Source organism: Parahoeflea halophila (assembly GCF_900220985.1).
Classification (GTDB): Bacteria; Pseudomonadota; Alphaproteobacteria; order Rhizobiales; family Rhizobiaceae; genus Hoeflea; species Hoeflea halophila.
Genome location: NZ_OCPC01000002.1, coordinates 201,994 through 221,967, shown reverse-complemented (window position 1 = coordinate 221,967; position 19,974 = coordinate 201,994). Strand labels below are relative to the sequence as shown.

The following is a 19,974-nucleotide window of genomic DNA, read 5'->3' as shown; positions in this document are numbered from 1 at the left end:
AATGACGTCGAGCGTCAACATTGGCGGACGCGCCTATTCGATTGTCGACCACGCCTATGACGTGGTCGTTGTGGGCGCCGGCGGCGCCGGGCTTCGCGCCACCCTGGGCATGGCCGAGCAGGGCTTCAGGACCGCCTGCATCTCCAAGGTGTTTCCGACCCGGTCGCACACGGTTGCTGCCCAGGGCGGCATTGCCGCTTCGCTGACCAACATGACGCCGGACTCGTGGCAGTGGCACATGTATGACACGGTGAAGGGCTCGGACTGGCTCGGCGATGTCGACGCCATGCAGTACCTGACCATGGAAGCGCCGAAGGCGGTCTATGAGCTCGAGCATTACGGCGTGCCGTTCTCGCGCACCGAGGATGGCCGCATCTATCAGCGACCGTTTGGCGGGCACATGCAGAACTACGGCGAAGGCCCTCCGGTGCAGCGCACCTGTGCTGCGGCTGACAGGACCGGCCACGCCATTCTGCACACGCTCTATGGCCAGTCGCTGAAAAACAACGCCGAATTCTTCATCGAGTATTTCGCGCTCGACCTGTTGATGGAAGAAGACGGCCGCTGCACCGGCGTGGTGGCCTGGAATCTCGATGACGGCACCATTCACCGCTTCTCGGCCAAGATGGTCGTGCTGGCCACCGGCGGTTATGGCCGGGCCTATTTCTCGGCCACGTCGGCGCATACCTGCACCGGTGACGGCGGCGGCATGGTTGCCCGTGCGGGTCTGCCGCTGCAGGACATGGAGTTCGTTCAATTCCACCCGACCGGGATCTATGGCGCAGGCTGCCTGATTACCGAGGGTGCGCGCGGCGAAGGCGGCTATCTGGTCAATTCCGAGGGCGAGCGCTTCATGGAACGCTATGCGCCGTCGGCCAAGGACCTGGCCTCGCGCGATGTTGTCTCGCGCTGCATGACCATGGAAATCCGTGAAGGCCGTGGCGTCGGCAAGGCCAAGGACCACATCTTCCTGCATCTCGATCACCTTGATCCGGCGGTGCTCGATGAGCGGCTTCCCGGCATTTCGGAAAGTGCGAAGATCTTCGCCGGTGTCGACGTGACCCGCGAGCCGATTCCGGTTCTGCCGACGGTGCACTACAATATGGGCGGCATCCCGACCAACTACTGGGGCGAGGTGCTGAACCCGACATCCGAGGATCCGGACCGCGTGGCGCCGGGCCTGATGGCGGTGGGTGAAGCCGGATGTGCGTCGGTGCACGGCGCCAACCGGCTTGGCTCCAACTCGCTGATCGACCTGGTGGTGTTCGGCCGCGCCGCAGCCATCCGCGCCGGCGAAGTCATCGACCGGGCCTCGAAGATCCCGCAGGTCAACGAAGCCTCGTTCGAAAAGATCATGACCCGCTTCGACAGGCTGCGTCATGCCAATGGCTCGCAGCCGACGGCAGATCTGCGCGAGAAGATGCAGCGCGCGATGCAGGAAGATGCCGCCGTGTTCCGCACCCAGGAATCGCTCGAGTCCGGCTGCAAGCGGATGAGCGCGATCTGGGCCGAGCTTCCCGACGTCAAGGTGACCGACCGGTCGATGATCTGGAATTCGGATCTGGTGGAGACGCTGGAACTTGAAAACCTGATGGCGAACGCGATCACAACGGTGGTTTCGGCCGAAGCGCGCAAGGAAAGCCGCGGCGCGCATGCCCGCGAGGACTACAAGGATGGTCCGATGGGTGGCCGCGACGACGAGAACTGGCGCAAGCACACGCTGTCCTGGGTCGATGACAAGGGCAAGGTCACGCTCGACTATCGCCCGGTTCACACCGAGCTGATCGCCGAGGGCATCGATCTGGCCAAGATCGCGCCCAAGGCCCGCGTGTACTAAGAGGGAACAGGGACCATGGTTGAACTCACACTCCCGAAGAATTCACAGCCGAAGCCGGGCAAGGTCTGGCCGAAGCCGGAAGGCGCCAAGAACACGCGTGAATTCAAGATCTATCGCTGGTCGCCGGATGATGCGGAAAACCCGCGCATCGACACATTTCATATAGACACCGACGACTGCGGACCGATGGTGCTCGACGGGTTGCTGTGGATCAAGAACAAGATCGACGCGACCCTGACCCTGCGCCGCTCCTGCCGCGAGGGCATCTGCGGCTCCTGCGCGATGAACATCGACGGCACCAATACGCTCGCCTGTACCAAGGGTCTCGACGAGATCGATGGCGCGGTGAAGGTCTATCCGCTGCCGCATCTGCCGGTGGTCAAGGATCTGGTGCCGGATCTAACCAATTTCTACGCCCAGCACCGCTCGATTGAGCCATGGCTGAAGACCGTCTCACCGACGCCGGCGAAGGAATGGAAGCAGAGCCGCGAGGACCGGGCCAAGCTCGACGGTCTGTACGAGTGCATCCTGTGCGCCTGCTGCTCGACCTCGTGTCCGAGCTACTGGTGGAACGGCGACCGCTATCTCGGTCCCGCGGTGCTGCTGCAAGCCTATCGCTGGCTGATCGACAGCCGCGATGAATCCACCGGAGAACGTCTCGATGATCTCGAGGATCCGTTCCGGCTCTATCGCTGCCACACCATCATGAATTGCGCGCAAACCTGCCCCAAGGGCCTCAACCCTGCCAAGGCGATCGCCGAGATCAAAAAGATGATGGTGGAACGCCGGGTGTAGGGGCAGGCCGCGTAAGATTCGATACCGAAAGGCCACCTTCACGGGTGGCCTTTTCAGTTTCAGCGGTGCAGGCCCTCAATTCATCGTCATCCTCGGTCTCCGAGCCGAGGATCCATTCCGTGCTGGTGCTGCGGGTCCGAATGGCGTCGTTCCATTGCGGGCTGGATCCCCGGGTCAGGCCCGAGGATGACGAAGGATGGAGTTGCCGGGCGTAGTCGTGTGGGCGGTATCGACACCTACCATCACCCCCCTCTGTCGGCTACGCCGACATTTCCCTCGCAAGGGGGGGTGGGGGGCCGAGTTTGGAACCTAGCCCAGCGCCTGTTCCAGATCCGCGATCAAATCGTCCGCATCCTCAATGCCGACCGAAACCCGGATCAGGCTTTCGGGGATGCCGGTGTGGGGTTCGATGGTGTGGCGGTGCTCGACCAGGCTTTCGACGCCGCCCAATGAGGTGGCGCGGTGGAAGAGCTTGAGTTTTCCGACCACCGCGAGCGCCTCGGGCGCGCCGCCCTGAACCAGGAAGGACAACAGGCAGCCGTAGCCGCCCTTCATCTGCGTTGCGGCGATCGCGTGGCCGGGATGGCTTTCAAGGCCGGGGTAATAAACGTCCGTCACCCCGGGGTGCGTATTGAGCCAGTTGGCGATCTTCAGCGCGTTGGCACTCATGCGCTCGACACGCAGCGGCAGGGTGCGCATGCCGCGCAGCAGGAGCCAGGCCTCGAACGGGCCGATGACGGCACCGGCGTCGTGGCGGTCGGCCTTGATGTCGGTCCAGACTTTGGCCGCGGGGGCGGATGTGGCGAGCAGGCCGGCGAGCACGTCGGAATGGCCGTTGATGCCCTTGGTGGCCGAATGCATGACGATGTCGGCGCCAAGCTCCAGCGGCTTCTGCAGCACCGGGGTGGCGGCGGTGGAATCGACTGCCAGCAGGGCGCCTGCCGCATGGGCGCATTCGGCGGCATGGGCGATGTCGACGGTTTTCAGCCAGGGATTGGAGGGTGTCTCGATGAACACGATACCCGGAGTATGGGTGCTGCAGGCTGCGGCGAGGGCGTCCGGGTCGGCGGCATCGACCTCATGCAGGGTGATCTCGCGGCGGGCGGAGAAATCCCTCAGCCACTTGGTGGTGCCCCAGTAGATGCCGGACTGAACCACCACGGTGGCGCCGTTCGGCAGGGTGCGGAACAGCGCTGCGATGGCCGCCATGCCGGAGGGAAACAGCAGCGCCTCCTCGGCGTTTTCGAGCCGCGCCAGCACGTCCTCGGCAATGCGGACAATGTCGGAATTGTCACGGGAGTAGATATTGTCGGGATTGACCAGCGCGTAGTCCGCATCGCGGACGAAGGTGGTTGAGGGCTGCACCGGCGGGACAACACCGCCGGAGGGCGTGTCGATGACCCCGCCGGCCTGGGCTGCGACGGTGGAGGCTTTGAGGTCGTTGGCGAGCGTCATGCGAGATCTGTCTTTCCCTGGTTTTCATGCCAGATTTCCGGACGCCTCGGCGTCCCTTAGTTCTGTCCGTGTCTATGCAGTCCGGCGGGGAAATTCAATGGCTTCTCGAAACCAGAACCGTGGCCGGTTCAATCGGTGTCGAGGGTGATGACAACGTTGCCCTTTCTGGCCGGGTTTTCAAGCCAGGCATGGGCCTCGGCAGCCTGGTCGAGCGGAAAGCGCCGGTCGATGAAGGGGGTGAACTGTCCGCGCCTGGCGAGACCGGCCAGAAAGCGTAGATCCCCGGTGCGTTCGGGGGCGTAGCCGGGGATGGCCTTGCGCCCGCCGGTCTTGCGCGCCGTGAGGGCTGCCAGCATCTGCCACAGGCTGGAAGAGGCGAGCAACAGCCGGCCGCCGGGCTTCAGGGCGGCGCCATACTCTGCGTATGTTGCTGCGCCACTGGTGTCGAGAATGATGTCGTAGGCGTCTTTCGCGCCGGAGGGGTCGCTGGCCGTGTAATCGAGCACCGCATCGGCGCCGAGTGCTGCGACCATGTTGCGCTTGCCGGTGGAAGCGGTGCCGGTGACATGCGCACCGAACGTCTTGGCGAGCTGCACCGCAGCGCTGCCGACGTTTCCCGACGCGCCGATGACGAGCACGCGGTCGCCGGGTTTGATGCTGCCCTTGGTGCGCAGGAAATCAAGCGCCGTCGCGCCGCCGAAGGAGAGTGCGACCGCTACATCCAAGCGGAGGTTGTCCGGCACATGGGCGATGGCGGCCTGTTGGCTGATTGCAGCATATTCGGCGTAGCCGCCGAATGTCGCGCCGGGATAGGCGAACACCCGGTCGCCGGGCCTGAAGCGGGTGACTTTGTTGCCCACCGCCTCGACAACACCGGCGAATTCGGTGCCGAGGATCTTGTGGCGCGGGCGGAACAGACCGAACACCAGCCGCCCGATCAGGCCGAAGCCCGCCGGCATGTCGAGACTGCGGGCACGGTAATCGCCGGAGGTGACGCTGGTGGCGTGGATCCGGACCAGCACTTCATCAGGTTTTGGCGCGGGCTTGGGCAGCGTGACGGGCTTGAGTACGCCGGGTGAACCGTAGCGGGAATAGGAAATGGCTTTCATCGGTCTGATCTCTGGTTGGTGATCCGGATATAGCCATGCACAGACGCAGATAAAATTGACCAAAACTGGCGAAATGATATGCAACAATGCATGGATTGGAAATCAGTGAACTTTGACTGGAACCGGGCGCGGGCGTTTCTGGTCACTGCGGAGGAAGGATCGTTGTCGGCGGCTGCGCGGGCGCTCGGGATGGCACAGCCGACGCTGGGGCGGCAGGTGGCCGCACTTGAGCAGGAACTGGGAGTTGCCCTGTTCGAGCGCGTCGGCCGAGGGCTGACGCTGACACCGGGCGGGCTGGAGCTGATGGACCATGTCCGCGCCATGGGCGAGGCGGCGGCGCGGATGTCGCTTTCCGCGTCGGGCAGGACCCAGGCGATCGAGGGGACGGTGTCGATCAGCGCCAGCGAGGTGGATGCGGCGTTCCGCATGCCGGCGATTCTCGCCAGGCTGCGGCAGGAGGCGCCGGGGATCGACGTGGAGCTTGTCGCCACCAATTCGGAAAGCGATCTCCGGCGGCGCGAGGCGGATATCGCCATCCGCAATTACCGGCCGACGCAGCCCAATCTGGTGGGCCGCAGGATCCGCGATCTCGAGGGCCGGATCTATGCGTCGCCGGCCTATCTCGACAGTATCAGCAATCCGGAGACGCCCGAGGCGGTGTCGAAAGCGCATTTCATCGGCTTCAACCGGTCAGGCGAGTTCATCACGGCAATGGCCCGTTTCGGGCTGACGCTCACGCAACGGAATTTTCCGCTCGTCTCGGAGAGCCATCTGGTGCAGTGGAACCACGTCAAACAGGGCCTTGGGATCGGCGTCATGGCGGCGGATATCGGCGATGCCGAGCCGGGCGTGGTGCGGGTGCTGCCCGATGCCGAGGCGCTCGTGGTTCCGGTCTGGCTGGTCACGCACCGGGAAGTGCATACCAGCCGCCGGGTGCGGCTGGTGTATGACCTGATGGCCGAGGAACTGGCGCGGCCCTATCGCGGGTGACATTGACCGGGACGGACCGGCTTGAGGCACAGGGCTTGCAGGCGGGCCTTGATGCTGGGGGTGCAGGACTTGCCAAGTCCGGCAGCAGGCGCGGCTTGAAGGATCAGTGGTGGATCCTTCGGGGAGCATCATCGGAACCATTGGGGCGCGCGGCGCATTGGGATGTATGAGAGACGGGCAGGCGACCGGCCAGGCCCGTCCAGTCGCGCGCAATTTCTGAAAGGCCCGCCATGACCGAACATGTCTATCCGACCGACCAACCCGTAATGGTAACCGGCGCCACCGGCTTTGTGGCCGGCTGGCTGGTGCGGAGGCTGCTCGAGGAGGGGCTCACCGTGCATGCCCCGGTGCGCGATCCTTCCAACAAGAACAAGACAGAGCATCTGACCAGGATGGCAGCGGAATTGCCCGGAAAGCTCAGGCTTTTCGAGGCTGACCTGCTTGACGAGGGAAGCTATGATCCGGCGATGGAAGGCTGCGCGGTGGTTTTTCATACGGCATCGCCGTTCACCAGCGATTTCGAGGATCCGCAGCGTGACCTGGTGGACCCGGCCGTCAAAGGCACCCGCAACGTGCTTGAGACCGCCAACCGGACGCCGAGTGTGACGCGTGTCGTGGTGACCAGTTCCTGTGCCGCGATCTACGGCGACAACAAGGACGTTCAAGAAGCGCCGGGCAAGGTGCTGACCGAAGAGATCTGGAACACGACATCGTCGCTCGAGCGCCAGCCCTATTCCTACTCCAAGGTGGAAGCGGAGAAGGCTGCCTGGGCGATTGCCGATGCGCAAAGCCGCTGGCGGCTGGTGATAATCAATCCGTCGCTGGTGATCGGAAAGACCATCTCCGGCAATTCGACGTCTGAATCGCACAACATTCTCAAGCAGTTCGGTGACGGCACCCTGAAGGCCGGCGCGCCGCCGATGGAAATCGGCATGGTGGATGTGCGTGACGTGGCCGAAGCGCATCTGCGGGCCGGGTTCCTGGCCGATGCCGAGGGCCGCCACATCACCTCGGCGCAGACCGTGTCGTTTCTCGAACTGGGCCGGATGCTACGGCAGCGTTTTGGCGACAAATGGCCGTTTCCAACCCGCGAACTGCCGAAATGGCTGCTCTGGCTGGTTGGACCGATGGTCAGCAAGCAATTGTCGCGTCAGATGATTGCAGACAATATGGGCTATCCGTGGCGGGCGGACAATTCCAAGTCAAAACGGGAACTCGGCATCGAATACCATCCGGTCAGCGACGCGGCGGCGGAAATGTTTCAGCAGCTGATCGACACCGGGGTGCTGAAAAAGGGCTAAAACCGTCCGGGTCTCGCGGAAAGGGTCGTGCCCTGTGAATCGAATGCCGCTATCGGCTGAGGCCTGCAGTTTGCTAGCATAGCCGACATGATCGAAGTGCTCCGACATCCTGACTATGCGCGGCTGTTTGCGGCGCAGGTGGTTGCCCTTATCGGCACCGGCCTTTTGACCGTGGCGCTGGGCCTGCTTGCCTATGACCTTGCCGGGGACCAGGCCGGGGCGGTGCTCGGGACGGTGTTCGCCATCAAAATGATTGCCTATGTGGCGCTGGCGCCAGTGGCCAATGCGCTGGCCGGGCGCTGGCCACGCAAGCAGGTGCTGATCGGCGCAGACATCGTGCGCGCCGCGGTGGCGCTGACGCTGCCCTTCATTGATTCTGTGTGGCAGATCTACGGCTTGATCTTCGTGCTGCAGGCGGCGTCTGCGACCTTCACCCCGGCGTTTCAGGCTGTCATTCCGGATATCCTCACCGAGGAGCGCGACTACACGCGGGCGCTGTCGCTGTCGCGGCTGGCCTATGATCTGGAAAACCTGCTGAGCCCGGCGCTGGCAGGGATCCTGCTTGTGTTCATCAGCTATCATGGACTGTTCGGCGGCACAGTGCTGGGTTTTCTGGGCTCGGCACTGCTGGTCTTGTCGGCCAAGGTGCCTGTGGCGGGGGAGAAAGCGACAGCACGACCGTTCGTCGATCGGCTGACACGCGGCATACGTATTTATGCAGCGACGCCGCGGCTGCATGGTCTGTTCCTGCTCAATCTTACCGCTGCGGCAGCCGGCGCCTTCGTGCTGGTTAACACGGTCGTGCTGGTGCAGGGTGGCTATGGCGCGGGCGAAAGCCAAGTGGCGCTGGCGCTGGCGGGTTTTGGCGGCGGCTCGATGCTGGCGGCGCTGGCGCTGCCGCGGCTGCTCGACCGGCTCGCCGACCGGACCGTCATGCTCAGCGCCGGCCTGTTGCTGACGGGCCTGACCCTTGGCCATGCGTTCTACTTGGTGAAGCAAGGGCTTCCGGCCTGGAGCGGCTTCCTGCTGGTCTGGGCGCTGAGCGGGGTGTTCTATTCGGCGATCCTGACGCCATCGGGCCGGTTGCTGCGCATCTCGGCGCATGCCGAGGACCGTCCGGCGCTGTTTGCGGCGCAGTTCACGCTGTCGCATCTGGGCTGGCTCGTTACCTATTCGGTCGCAGGCTGGGCCGGCAGCGCCTTGGGCCTGCCGCTGACGATGGCCATTCTCGGCATCATGGCGCTGGCTGGCGCGCTGCTGGCAATGTTGGTCTGGCCGGCGGATGATGCGCTGGAGGTGGAGCATGAGCATAGCGATCTGCCCCGGGATCATCCGCATCTGCGCGAACATCCGGTCCGGGGTGCGCGGCACAGGCATGTTTTCGTCATCGATGACGAACACAGGGCCTGGCCCACACATGGCTGACATCAGAACCGCGGCTTGACCGCGACTAAATCCCCCCCGGGAGGCTGCAACGACCGAAGCCTGGTTTCACGGCTTTGTGCGCCAGAGTGAGTTGTCTTGGCAGCGCGCTGGCCTAGGTTGGTGTGACAAAGGAGAATTTCATGCTCAGACTGCTCGTGACTTCCGCCCTGTTTGCCGCCGCTTTCACGGCAGCGCCCCTACGCGCCGAAGAGACCGGCACCGCGATCTTCGCCGGTGGTTGCTTCTGGTGCGTGGAGTCGGACTTCGATTACGTCAAGGGCGTTACCTCGACCGTCTCGGGCTATATCGGTGGCAAGGCCGACAACCCGACCTACAAGAGCCATGTCGCCAATGGCGACCGGGAAGCGGTCAAGATCACCTATGATCCGGCAGTCGTCAGCTACGCGGAATTGCTGAAGACGTTTTTCCGCACGGTCAATCCGACCGATGACGGCGGTCAGTTCTGCGATCGCGGCTACAGCTACACGACGGCGGTCTATACCCTGAATGATGAACAGGCGGCCCAGGCCGAGGCTGCCAAGGCGGAAGCGGAGAAGACACTGGACAAGCCTGTCGTCACCGAAATCGAGCCGCCGGCCAGATTCTGGCCTGCCGAAGACTATCATCAGGATTTCTACAAGAAGAGTCCCGTGCGCTACAATTACTACCGCAAGGCCTGCGGCCGTGACCAGGAGATCAAGTCGTTGTGGGGGGACGAGGCCAATTACGGGCTTGCCAAATAGCCAGTTCAGCCACCCGCGACGGGCGGCTGCCGGTTATGAGATGAGTGCTTCGACGGGCGCTCTGCCTGCAAATAGACGGGTGACAATCGTGGCATGGGTGGTGTATTGGCCTCAATATCATTGGATTATCGTCTTGCTAATATGCTTCTGAGGCCGGTTTGCCTTGCAATTTCCATTCTATGGTCATTTTATGCGGATTAGTGGACGAACAGCGAAGCACATGTTTCGCGTAACCGGAGCTTATCTATGAAGATGCAAACCTTGCTGGTCGCAGCAGCGGTCGCCGCGGTCCTTGGCGGTTGCCAGCGGACATCCTTCGGTGGTTTGAACACCCAGCAGCAGCCGGCTCCGTTGATGCCCGCACCCGTTGGTGGTGTTCAATCCGGCCAGCTGGCGCCGCCGGTGGCACCACAACCCGACGCATTCCCGGCAGCGCCCACGGCGCCGGCCGAGACCGCTGCGCCTGAGGTTGCAGCAGCAAATGCGCCGGAATTGACCCGAGAAGCGCTGATCGGGCGCTGGTCGGCCGGAACGGGCGGCTCCAGCTGTGACGTCTTCCTGTCGCTGACCAAGTGGACCGGCGGCTACCGTGCGGCGTCGCGCGGATGTGTCGGCAACGCTGCGGCGATCGCGGCCTGGGACGTTCAGGGCAAGCAGGTCATCCTGGCGGATTCCAGCGGCAACCAGATCGCACGGCTCTACCAGTCGGCCAGTGAGCGCTACGACGGCTCGACCACGTCCGGACAACCCATCTCTCTTTCCCGCTAAGACAGGGCACAGCGCTACACGATAGGTAGGCCCTGCCTGATGAGCTGGAAGAGACACGACACGGTTGCCAGTGCCTATGAGTCACGTGTGGCCAGTGGCGAGTTCTCGCCTGATCCGGCGCAGGTGCAGCTGGCGGCCCGCCTCGACGTGCTGCTGGAAGCCGTGTCCAACCAGAGACTGGCCACCAAATCGAGCGCGCTGGGCTGGATGTTCGGGCGCAAGAAGACCGCGAAGGTGCCTCGCGGCCTGTATGTCCATGGCGCGGTGGGCCGCGGCAAGACCATGCTGATGGACATGTTCTTCGAGCTGGTCCCGGCCAAACGCAAGCGGCGCGCGCATTTTCACGATTTCATGGCCGACGCCCATGCACGCATCCATGCCCATCGGCAGAAGCTGAAGAACGGCGAGACCAAGGAAACCGATCCGGTGCCGCCGGTGGCGGCACAGCTGTTCGACGAGGCGTGGGTGCTGTGCTTCGACGAGTTCTCGGTCACCGACATTGCCGACGCGATGCTGCTGTCGCGGCTGTTCGAGCAATTGTTCAAGCTCGGCTGCGTGCTGGTGGCAACCTCGAATGTCGAGCCGGACCAGCTTTATCGCGACGGCTTGAACCGGCAGCTGTTTCTGCCCTTCGTGGGACTGCTCAAGGACAATGTCGACATTCTCAATCTCGATGCACGCACCGATTACCGGATGGAGATGACCACCAAGCTTCCGGTCTATCACCGGCTCAGCGAGGGCGAGGGTGAGGCGGCGATGGACGGGGCATGGAAGCAGGTGACGGCGGGAAAGCAGACGGCGCCGGAAACGGTGCAAATGAAGGGCCGCGAGGTGGCGGTGCCCCAGGCCGGGGCCGGGGCGGCACGGTTCGGTTTCTCCGACCTGTGCGACAAGCCGCTCGGCGCTGCGGACTACGCGGCGGTGGCACAGCGCTACCACACGGTTTTCGTCGATCATGTGCCGCTGATGAAGGATGCCGGGCGCAATGCGACCAAGCGCTTCATTACCCTGGTCGACACGCTCTACGACCGCAAGAACCGGCTGTTTGTTTCGGCCGTTGCGGCGCCTGAGGAGCTGGCCGAGGGGACGACCGGAACCGAGCGTTTCGAGTTTGACCGTACCGCATCGCGGCTCAACGAGATGCAGAGCGAGGCATACCTTGAGGCAAGCCGGGCAAACGAGACCGGAAACGGCGCCGATCCGGCTTGAGAACTTTTACCTTTACGTAAGAGTTTTAAAAGCTAACCGATTGAAAAAACACATATCGAAAGTTTGAGTTGCCAGTTCCGGCCATTCAGTCTATGCGGGTTGTCGAAATCGGGGCCAGGCGTTCGGCGGGTTCCACACCACAACGACCTGCGGAGATATTCGATATGGCGCGTAACAAGATTGCTTTGATTGGCTCGGGAATGATCGGTGGCACGCTTGCCCACCTGGCCGGCTTGAAAGAACTGGGCGACATCGTCCTGTTCGACATTGCCGAAGGGACGCCGCAGGGCAAGGCACTCGACATTTCTCAGTCCGCGCCGTCGGAAGGTTTCGACTCCCGGCTGTCGGGGGCCAATGACTATTCGGCAATCGAAGGCGCCGATGTCTGCATTGTCACCGCCGGTGTGGCCCGCAAGCCGGGGATGAGCCGCGACGACCTTCTCGGCATCAACCTCAAGGTGATGGAACAGGTTGGCGCCGGTATCAAGAAATACGCGCCCAACGCCTTCGTGATCTGCATCACCAATCCGCTCGACGCGATGGTCTGGGCCCTGCAGAAGTTCTCCGGCCTGCCGAAGAACAAGGTCGTCGGCATGGCCGGCGTGCTCGACTCGGGCCGCTTCCGCCATTTCCTGGCCGAGGAATTCAACGTCTCGATCGAAGACGTCACCGCCTTCGTGCTCGGTGGTCATGGCGACACCATGGTGCCGCTGGCGCGCTACTCGACCGTTGCCGGCATCCCGCTGCCCGACCTGGTCAAGATGGGCTGGACGTCGAAGGATAAGCTCGAGGAAATCATCCAGCGCACCCGTGACGGCGGCGCGGAGATCGTCGGCCTGCTGAAGACCGGTTCGGCCTATTACGCGCCGGCGGCTTCGGCGATCCTGATGGCGGAAAGCTACCTCAAGGACAAGAAGCGGGTTCTGCCCTGCGCGGCACACCTGTCGGGCCAGTATGGCGTCAAGGACATGTATGTCGGCGTACCGTGCATCATCGGCGAAGGCGGTGTCGAGCGGGTAATCGAGATCGAGCTCAACAAGACCGAGCAGAAGGCCTTCGACAAGTCGGTGGAATCGGTAGCCGGCCTTTGCGAGGCCTGCATCGGCATTGCCCCGAACCTGAAGTAACCGGGTCGCGAGACCGGACGGGAAGCCGGAAACCGGCTTTCCGTTCAGACTTGCGTAAGAACATCGGGTTAGAGCGTTATCAGGCTTAACGAAACGTCAAGACGCACTCGAGCGTACACTCAATCCAGGAGTTCCCATGAACATCCATGAATACCAGGCCAAAGCCCTTCTGAAGGGTTTTGGCGCGCCGGTGGCCGAAGGGGTCGCCATCTTCTCCGCCGACGAAGCGGAAGCCGCCGCAAAGTCGCTGCCCGGCCCGCTTTACGTGGTCAAGAGCCAGATCCATGCTGGCGGACGCGGCAAGGGCAAGTTCAAGGAGCTGGGGCCGGACGCCAAGGGCGGTGTGCGGCTGGCGTTCTCGATCGACGAGGCCAAGGCACACGCCAAGGAAATGCTCGGCAACACGCTGGTGACCAAGCAGACCGGCGAGGCGGGCAAGCAGGTCAACCGCCTCTATATCGAGGACGGCGCCGACATCGAGCGCGAACTCTATCTCTCGCTGCTGGTCGATCGCACCGTCGGCCAGGTGGCCTTCGTGGTTTCGACCGAGGGCGGAATGGACATCGAGGCCGTGGCCGAGGCAACGCCGGAGAAGATCATCACCGTGGCGATCGACCCGGATGCCGGCGTCACTTCCGCCGATCTGGCCAAGCTTACCGCGGCGCTGAAGCTCGAGGGTGAGGCTGCGGCGGATGGCGAGAAGCTGTTTCCGATCCTCTACAAGGCGTTTGTCGAAAAGGACATGGCGCTGCTCGAGATCAACCCGCTGATCGTGATGAAGAACGGCCGCCTGCGGGTGCTCGACGCCAAGGTCTCGTTCGACAACAATGCGTTGTTCCGCCATGACGACATCATGGAACTTCGGGACCTGACCGAAGAGGACGAGAAGGAAATCGAGGCGTCGAAATACGACCTCGCCTATGTCGCGCTCGACGGCAATATCGGCTGCATGGTCAACGGCGCAGGCCTTGCCATGGCAACCATGGACATCATCAAGCTCTACGGACAGGAGCCGGCGAACTTCCTCGATGTCGGCGGCGGCGCGTCCAAGGAGAAGGTCACGGCAGCGTTCAAGATCATCACCGCCGACCCGGCCGTGAAGGGGATCCTCGTCAACATCTTCGGCGGCATCATGAAATGTGACGTCATCGCCGAGGGCGTGGTCGCCGCGGTCAAGGAAGTGGGCCTGAAGGTTCCGCTGGTAGTCCGTCTCGAGGGCACCAATGTGGCGCTCGGCAAGAAGATCATCAACGAAAGCGGCCTCGACGTGATCGCCGCCGACGATCTCGACGACGCAGCCCAGAAAATCGTGGCTGCCGTGAAGGGCTGACACAGTGTCGATTGTCCCGCGTATCTTGGCTGTAATAGCATTCGCCGGCACCAGCTGTGTCGGCAACGCTAGTTCGGTTGAGGCCTGCCCCATTCAAGATATTGCGGAGCTTTGCTTGGTGCAGAATTCGCTTAGTGAGATGGAGGCATGGGTGATCAATAGGGGCTGGACTTGGGTCGCCAATCCAAAAATCGAAAGTAAGGGTGGAGCTGCCATTATTACAGATACCGAAGGTGCACAGTACAGACTCTCGTACCGAAAGTACTCTGATATGATTTCAGTTCAATGTTCTCATGGAACATTGGATCAATTCGTGGCGGATGGGAACCTTCAGATTCCGGATTGCTCGAATGTCGTTGAGGCAGTGGAGAAAATTGTGCCAACCGGGACTTTAATCACCACAGTCTCCAGCGAAAAAATGATCGGTAAGAACTTTCACTTTGAACAGGGTAGCAAGCGTTTCGACGCCGATGTTGTTGTTCAAAGAGAATGGTTTGAAGGAATACCACTGCCCGCGATCATTCACACCAACATGATCCATCTTCTGGATGCTCATTAGGGCTGGAAGAAAATGGGAACAAACATGTCCATTCTGATCAGCATAGACACCTCGGTGCAGCTTCAGGACCGGACCGGCTAGACCTGCACCCTACAAGCGCAGACAAACGGCCTTGTGGCTTTGACTTCCCGGTGCCCACGTATTATGTGTAACACATAACCTGTGTAGAGCGATGACCAAGAACATCACACTCGCCATCGATGAGGACTTGCTGGACAAGGCAAGGGTTCTCGCTGCCATGCGGCGGACGAGCGTGAATGAGCTAGTGCGCGGTTTTCTTCAGCGCGAGGTCAACCGTGAAGCGCACCAGGCAAGCCGTGCGGAAGCTTGGGGCCGGGTCTTCGATGCGGCCGACGCCTCCGCCGAAGCCCGCGGCAAGGAGATTGACGATCAGGTACCTCTGGTCGACCGCGAGGAGTTGTACGGGGAGGTGATGCATGAACGCGGCCTTCTTTGACACCAACATCGTGGCCTATGCCGCCCATTCAACTGCGGCGGACGCAACCAAGCGGGATCTGGCGCGGCGGCTGATGCAGACCCGGGAGGTGACAACCTCGACCCAGGTGATGATGGAGCTCTATCAGGTGCTCCGGCGCAAGCTCGCCTATGGTGCGGAAGCGGCGATGCAGTGGATACAGACCCTGCAGAACGACAATGTGGTCGCGGTGTCGCCGGTCGATGTCGTGCGCGCCATGGAAATCTCACATCGTCATTCGATCTCTCACTGGGACGGTCTCATTCTGGTTGCGGCGCAGCGCGCCGATCTCGAGATCGTCTACAGCGAAGATCTCAATCACGGGCAGGCCTACGGAAGTGTCCGTGTCTGCAATCCTTTCCTCGAAGACTTTCTCGCTTAGACTTACAAGGCTGATGACATGTCCATTCTGATCAACAAAGACACCAAGGTCCTGGTTCAGGGTCTCACCGGCAAGACCGGCACCTTCCATACCGAGCAGGCGCTGGCCTATCACGGCACCAAGATGGTTGGCGGCATTCACCCGAAGAAGGGCGGTTCGACCTGGGAAGGTTCCGGCGGCGAGAAGCTGCCGATCTTCGCCTCGGTTGCCGAGGGCAAGGCCGAGACCGGCGCCAATGCCTCGGTGATCTACGTGCCGCCGGCAGGTGCCGCAGCTGCCATCATCGAAGCCGTCGAAGCCGAGATCGAACTGATCGTCTGCATCACCGAAGGCATTCCGGTGTCCGACATGATCCGCGCCAAGGCCGTGCTCGACAAGTCGAAGTCGCGGCTGATCGGCCCCAACTGCCCCGGCGTGATGACGCCGGACGAGTGCAAGATCGGCATCATGCCGGGCAACATCTTCAAGAAGGGCTCGGTTGGCATTCTGTCGCGTTCGGGCACGCTGACCTACGAGGCGGTGTTCCAGACCACCAATGAAGGCCTTGGCCAGTCGAGCGCCGTCGGCATCGGCGGCGACCCGGTCAAGGGCACCGAGTTCATCGACATTCTCGATCTCTATCTCGACGATCCGGAAACCGAATCGATCATCATGATCGGCGAAATCGGCGGATCGGCCGAGGAAGATGCGGCCGAATGGCTGATCGAGCAGGCCAAGAAGGGCCGCAAGAAGCCGATGGCCGGCTTCATCGCCGGCCGCACGGCACCTCCCGGACGCACCATGGGCCATGCCGGCGCGGTGATCTCGGGCGGCAAGGGCGGCGCCGAAGACAAGATCAAGGCGATGGAAGCCGCAGGCATCCGCGTCTCGCCATCGCCTGCACGTCTTGGCAAGACACTGGTTGAAGTCCTCAAGGGATAATCCCCGGGGCAAAACGAAGGCTGGACCAATGAGCGACGCCGTGCGCGAAACGCTGGACCGCTACTACGCCGCGCTGAAGGCGGGCGACAGGGCGGCCTTGCGCGGCGTCGTCTCCGACGAAATCGAGGTGCATTACCCGGCGCCGGAGGGGCTTCTGCCCTGGGCCGGGGACTGGGCCGGTTTCGACGGGTTCGAAAAATTCGTGGCGACCGTGGGCGATCACCTGGTGATCGACACGGTCGAACCGCTTGCGGTCCATGTCGCAGGCGACACCGTGATCACGGTGCTCAAGGGCGAATGGACTGTGAAGGAGACGGCGCGCACGGTGCGCACCGAAACGGTCAACTTGTTTACGTTACGCGACGGCAAGATCGTCCGCTACCAGGTCTTCACCGACACGGCGGCGTTGGGGATCGGGTTGGGTAAGCTTGCCGCGGCGTGAGTGCCGCGCAAGCCTTAGAGTCTAGGAAAAGGGCCCGGAAAACAGGCCCGCGGAAAAGGTGAGATCCATGGCACGCAAAGACGAAGCCAACGACATCATGGCAGAGACCTCGTTTCTGTATGGCGGCAATGCTGCCTATATCGAGCAGATGTACGCGCGGTTTCAGGACAATCCTGGCAGCGTGCCGGCCGAATGGCAGTCGTTCTTCGCGGAGCTGAAGGACGATCCGGAGCAGGTCCGCAAGTCCGCCGCAGGAGCCTCGTGGAAGAAGTCCCATTGGCCGGTCCAGGCCAATGGCGAACTGGTCTCGGCGCTCGACGGCAACTGGGGCGAAGTCGAGAAAAAGGTTTCCGACAAGCTCAAGGCCAAGGCAGCCACCGGGGCTGCGGAACCGGGCGATGTCACCCAGGCGACGCGCGATTCGGTCAAGGCGCTGATGATGATCCGCGCCTACCGGATGCGGGGCCACCTGCATGCCAAGCTCGATCCGCTCGATCTCGCGCAGCAGCCCGACAATGATTACAACGAGCTGTCGCCGGAAGCCTATGGCTTCACCGAAGCCGATTTCGAACGGCCGATCTTCATCGATCATGTTCTCGGCCTCGAATACGCGACGATTCCGCAGATGCTCGACATCCTCAGGCGGACCTATTGCTCGACGCTGGGCGTCGAGTTCATGCATATCTCCAACCCGGAAGAGAAGTCCTGGATCCAGGAGCGGATCGAGGGCCCGGACAAGGGCGTCGAGTTCACCGATCTGGGCAAGAAGGCGATCCTGCAGAAGCTGGTCGAGGCGGAAGGCTTCGAGCAGTTCATCGATGTCAAGTACAAGGGCACCAAGCGCTTCGGCCTCGACGGCGGGGAATCGCTGATCCCGGCACTGGAGCAGATCATCAAGCGCGGCGGCAATATGGGGCTGAAGGAAATCGTCTTCGGCATGGCCCACCGCGGCCGCCTCAACGTGCTGACCCAGGTGATGGCGAAGCCGCACCGGGCCGTCTTCCACGAGTTCAAGGGCGGATCGTTCAAGCCGGACGAGGTCGAGGGGTCTGGCGACGTGAAGTATCACCTCGGCGCCTCGTCGGACCGCGAGTTCGACGGCAACAAGGTGCATATGTCGCTGACCGCCAATCCGTCTCACCTGGAAATCGTCAACCCGGTGGTGATGGGCAAGGCGCGCGCCAAGCAGGACATGATCGCCACCGAATTCGACGGTGACATCATTCCGCTGAAAGAGCGGGTCAAGGTGATGCCGCTGCTCCTGCACGGTGACGCGGCCTTCGCCGGCCAGGGCGTGGTGGCAGAGATCCTCGGCCTGTCGGGCCTGCGCGGCCACCGGGTGGCGGGTACCGTCCATTTCATCATCAACAACCAGATCGGGTTCACCACCAATCCGGGCTTCTCGCGCTCCTCGCCCTATCCCTCCGATGTGGCCAAGATGATCGAGGCGCCGATCTTCCACGTCAATGGCGATGACCCGGAAGCTGTCGTGTATGCGGCGAAGGTTGCGACCGAGTTCCGCATGACCTTTCACAAGCCGGTGGTCATCGACATGTTCTGCTACCGCCGCTTCGGCCACAACGAGGGCGACGAGCCGGCGTTCACGCAGCCGAAGATGTACAAGAAGATCCGCAGCCACGAGACGGTCGTGACGCTCTATTCGCGCCGCCTGATCGAGGAAGGCGTGATCACCGAGGGTGAATTCGAAAAGATGAAGGCCGACTGGCGCGCCAATCTGGAAACCGAATTCGAGATCGGCCAGAGCTACAAGCCGAACAAGGCCGACTGGCTGGATGGTCAGTGGACCGGTCTCAGGACCGCCGACAACCAGGATGAGCAGCGCCGGGGCAAGACCGCCATGCCGCTCAAGCAGCTGCGCGAAATCGGCAAGAAGCTGTCGGAAGTGCCTGAAGGCTTCAAGGCGCACCGCACCATCCAGCGGTTCATGGACAACCGCGCCAAGATGGTTGAAACCGGCGAGGGCATCGACTGGGCCTTCGCCGAAGCGCTGGCCTTCGGCTCGCTGGTCACGGAAGGCACCAAGATCCGGCTTTCGGGCCAGGATGTCGAGCGCGGCACCTTCAGCCAGCGGCATTCCGTGCTCTACGACCAGGAAACCGAGGAACGCTACATCCCGCTCGCCAACCTGACGCCGAACCAGGCCCGCTACGAAGTCATCAATTCGATGCTGTCGGAAGAGGCGGTGCTCGGGTTCGAATATGGCTACTCGCTGGCCCGGCCGAATGCGCTGACGCTGTGGGAAGCCCAGTTCGGTGACTTCGCCAACGGCGCGCAGGTGCTGTTCGACCAGTTCATCTCCTCGGGCGAACGCAAGTGGCTTCGCATGTCGGGCCTGGTCTGCCTGCTGCCGCACGGCTATGAAGGGCAGGGACCGGAGCATTCCTCCGCCCGCCTCGAGCGCTTCCTGCAGATGTGCGCGGAAGACAACATGCAGGTTGCCAACTGCACCACGCCGTCGAACTATTTCCACATCCTCAGGCGGCAGATGAAGCGGGATTTCCGCAAGCCGCTGATCATGATGACGCCAAAATCGCTGCTCCGCCACAAGCGGGCGGTGTCGACCCTGAGCGAAATGGCCGGCGACAGTTCGTTCCACCGCCTGCTGTGGGACGATGCCGAAGTGCTCAAGAACGAGCCGATCAAGCTGGTCAAGGATAACAAGATCCGCCGCGTGGTGATGTGTTCGGGCAAGGTCTATTTCGATCTCTACGAAGAGCGCGAAAAGCGCGGCATCGACGACATCTACCTGCTGCGTCTGGAACAGCTCTATCCGTTCCCGGCCAAGGCGCTGATCAACGAGCTGTCGAGGTTCCGCAATGCCGAAATGGTGTGGTGCCAGGAAGAGCCCAAGAACATGGGCGCCTGGTCGTTCATCGATCCCTATCTCGAATGGGTGCTGGCGCATATCGACGCCAAGTTCCAGCGGGTACGCTACACCGGACGTCCGGCCTCGGCCTCGACGGCGACCGGCCTGATGTCGCGCCACCTTGCACAGCTTGAAGCCTTCCTCGAGGATGCGCTGGGCGGCTGATGCCGCCCAACGTTGCCGAACAATCGTCTGACTGACTGAAAAAGAACGGAAACA

The 19,974-nt window shown here is 62.3% G+C and carries 18 protein-coding genes; 16 read left to right on the top strand and 2 right to left on the bottom strand.

Annotation, left to right across the window (positions count from 1 at the left end; genetic code table 11):
- Position 1: 1 nt before the first annotated feature.
- Together sdhA and CRO46_RS08395 are read left to right on the top strand one after the other, a co-directional pair.
- Positions 2-1,837, top strand: a complete 1,836-nt coding sequence (gene sdhA, locus CRO46_RS08400) for a succinate dehydrogenase flavoprotein subunit (protein ID WP_179759022.1) — start codon at positions 2-4, stop codon at positions 1,835-1,837.
- A 15-nt stretch (positions 1,838-1,852) separates the two neighbouring features.
- Positions 1,853-2,632 (top strand): succinate dehydrogenase iron-sulfur subunit, encoded by a 780-nt coding sequence (locus tag CRO46_RS08395; protein ID WP_097106928.1) that lies wholly within the window; start codon positions 1,853-1,855, stop codon positions 2,630-2,632.
- Positions 2,633-2,941: 309 nt separating this feature from the next.
- Here CRO46_RS08395 and CRO46_RS08390 read toward each other — a convergent pair whose 3' ends face one another.
- Both CRO46_RS08390 and CRO46_RS08385 read right to left on the bottom strand, forming a co-directional pair.
- Complete coding sequence (locus tag CRO46_RS08390; protein WP_097106927.1) at positions 2,942-4,087, bottom strand: trans-sulfuration enzyme family protein; 1,146 nt, start codon at positions 4,085-4,087, stop codon at positions 2,942-2,944.
- A gap of 128 nt (positions 4,088-4,215) precedes the next feature.
- Positions 4,216-5,196 (bottom strand): NAD(P)-dependent alcohol dehydrogenase, encoded by a 981-nt coding sequence (locus tag CRO46_RS08385; protein ID WP_097106926.1) that lies wholly within the window; start codon positions 5,194-5,196, stop codon positions 4,216-4,218.
- A 105-nt stretch (positions 5,197-5,301) separates the two neighbouring features.
- Here CRO46_RS08385 and CRO46_RS08380 point away from each other — a divergent pair, with 105 nt between their 5' ends.
- The 14 genes from CRO46_RS08380 (at position 5,302) to CRO46_RS08315 (ending at position 19,920) form a co-directional block, all read left to right on the top strand.
- A complete protein-coding gene (locus tag CRO46_RS08380; RefSeq protein WP_244577824.1) occupies positions 5,302-6,186 on the top strand; it encodes a LysR family transcriptional regulator in 885 nt (294 codons plus the stop codon).
- Positions 6,187-6,416: 230 nt separating this feature from the next.
- The gene (locus CRO46_RS08375; RefSeq protein ID WP_097106922.1) at positions 6,417-7,487 is read left to right on the top strand and encodes an SDR family oxidoreductase; all 1,071 of its coding nucleotides are present in this window, start codon (positions 6,417-6,419) and stop codon (positions 7,485-7,487) included.
- Between the two features lie 87 nt (positions 7,488-7,574).
- On the top strand, positions 7,575-8,912 hold the full coding sequence (locus tag CRO46_RS08370) for an MFS transporter (RefSeq protein ID WP_097106920.1): 1,338 nt from the start codon (positions 7,575-7,577) through the stop codon (positions 8,910-8,912).
- 140 nt (positions 8,913-9,052) lie between these two features.
- Positions 9,053-9,655, top strand: coding sequence for a peptide-methionine (S)-S-oxide reductase MsrA (gene msrA / locus CRO46_RS08365; protein WP_097106917.1), 603 nt, complete (start codon positions 9,053-9,055; stop codon positions 9,653-9,655).
- A 246-nt stretch (positions 9,656-9,901) separates the two neighbouring features.
- Entirely contained in the window at positions 9,902-10,423 is a 522-nt protein-coding gene (locus CRO46_RS08360) for a protease inhibitor Inh/omp19 family protein (RefSeq protein ID WP_097106915.1), read from the top strand.
- Positions 10,424-10,462: 39 nt separating this feature from the next.
- Positions 10,463-11,632, top strand: coding sequence for a cell division protein ZapE (gene zapE / locus CRO46_RS08355; protein WP_097106913.1), 1,170 nt, complete (start codon positions 10,463-10,465; stop codon positions 11,630-11,632).
- A gap of 164 nt (positions 11,633-11,796) precedes the next feature.
- Positions 11,797-12,759 (top strand): malate dehydrogenase, encoded by a 963-nt coding sequence (gene mdh / locus CRO46_RS08350; RefSeq protein WP_097106911.1) that lies wholly within the window; start codon positions 11,797-11,799, stop codon positions 12,757-12,759.
- 136 nt (positions 12,760-12,895) lie between these two features.
- A complete protein-coding gene (gene sucC / locus CRO46_RS08345) occupies positions 12,896-14,089 on the top strand; it encodes an ADP-forming succinate--CoA ligase subunit beta (RefSeq protein ID WP_097106910.1) in 1,194 nt (397 codons plus the stop codon).
- Between the two features lie 4 nt (positions 14,090-14,093).
- Positions 14,094-14,648 (top strand): hypothetical protein, encoded by a 555-nt coding sequence (locus CRO46_RS08340; protein WP_097106908.1) that lies wholly within the window; start codon positions 14,094-14,096, stop codon positions 14,646-14,648.
- A 172-nt stretch (positions 14,649-14,820) separates the two neighbouring features.
- The gene (locus tag CRO46_RS08335) at positions 14,821-15,105 is read left to right on the top strand and encodes a DUF6364 family protein (RefSeq protein WP_097106906.1); all 285 of its coding nucleotides are present in this window, start codon (positions 14,821-14,823) and stop codon (positions 15,103-15,105) included.
- A complete protein-coding gene (locus CRO46_RS08330; protein ID WP_097106904.1) occupies positions 15,086-15,505 on the top strand; it encodes a PIN domain-containing protein in 420 nt (139 codons plus the stop codon). Before CRO46_RS08335 ends, CRO46_RS08330 begins: the two co-directional genes overlap by 20 nt.
- A gap of 18 nt (positions 15,506-15,523) precedes the next feature.
- On the top strand, positions 15,524-16,426 hold the full coding sequence (sucD, locus tag CRO46_RS08325) for a succinate--CoA ligase subunit alpha (protein ID WP_097106902.1): 903 nt from the start codon (positions 15,524-15,526) through the stop codon (positions 16,424-16,426).
- A 28-nt stretch (positions 16,427-16,454) separates the two neighbouring features.
- Complete coding sequence (locus tag CRO46_RS08320) at positions 16,455-16,868, top strand: nuclear transport factor 2 family protein (protein ID WP_097106900.1); 414 nt, start codon at positions 16,455-16,457, stop codon at positions 16,866-16,868.
- A 67-nt stretch (positions 16,869-16,935) separates the two neighbouring features.
- On the top strand, positions 16,936-19,920 hold the full coding sequence (locus CRO46_RS08315) for a 2-oxoglutarate dehydrogenase E1 component (protein WP_097106896.1): 2,985 nt from the start codon (positions 16,936-16,938) through the stop codon (positions 19,918-19,920).
- The last annotated feature ends 54 nt before the right edge of the window (positions 19,921-19,974 follow it).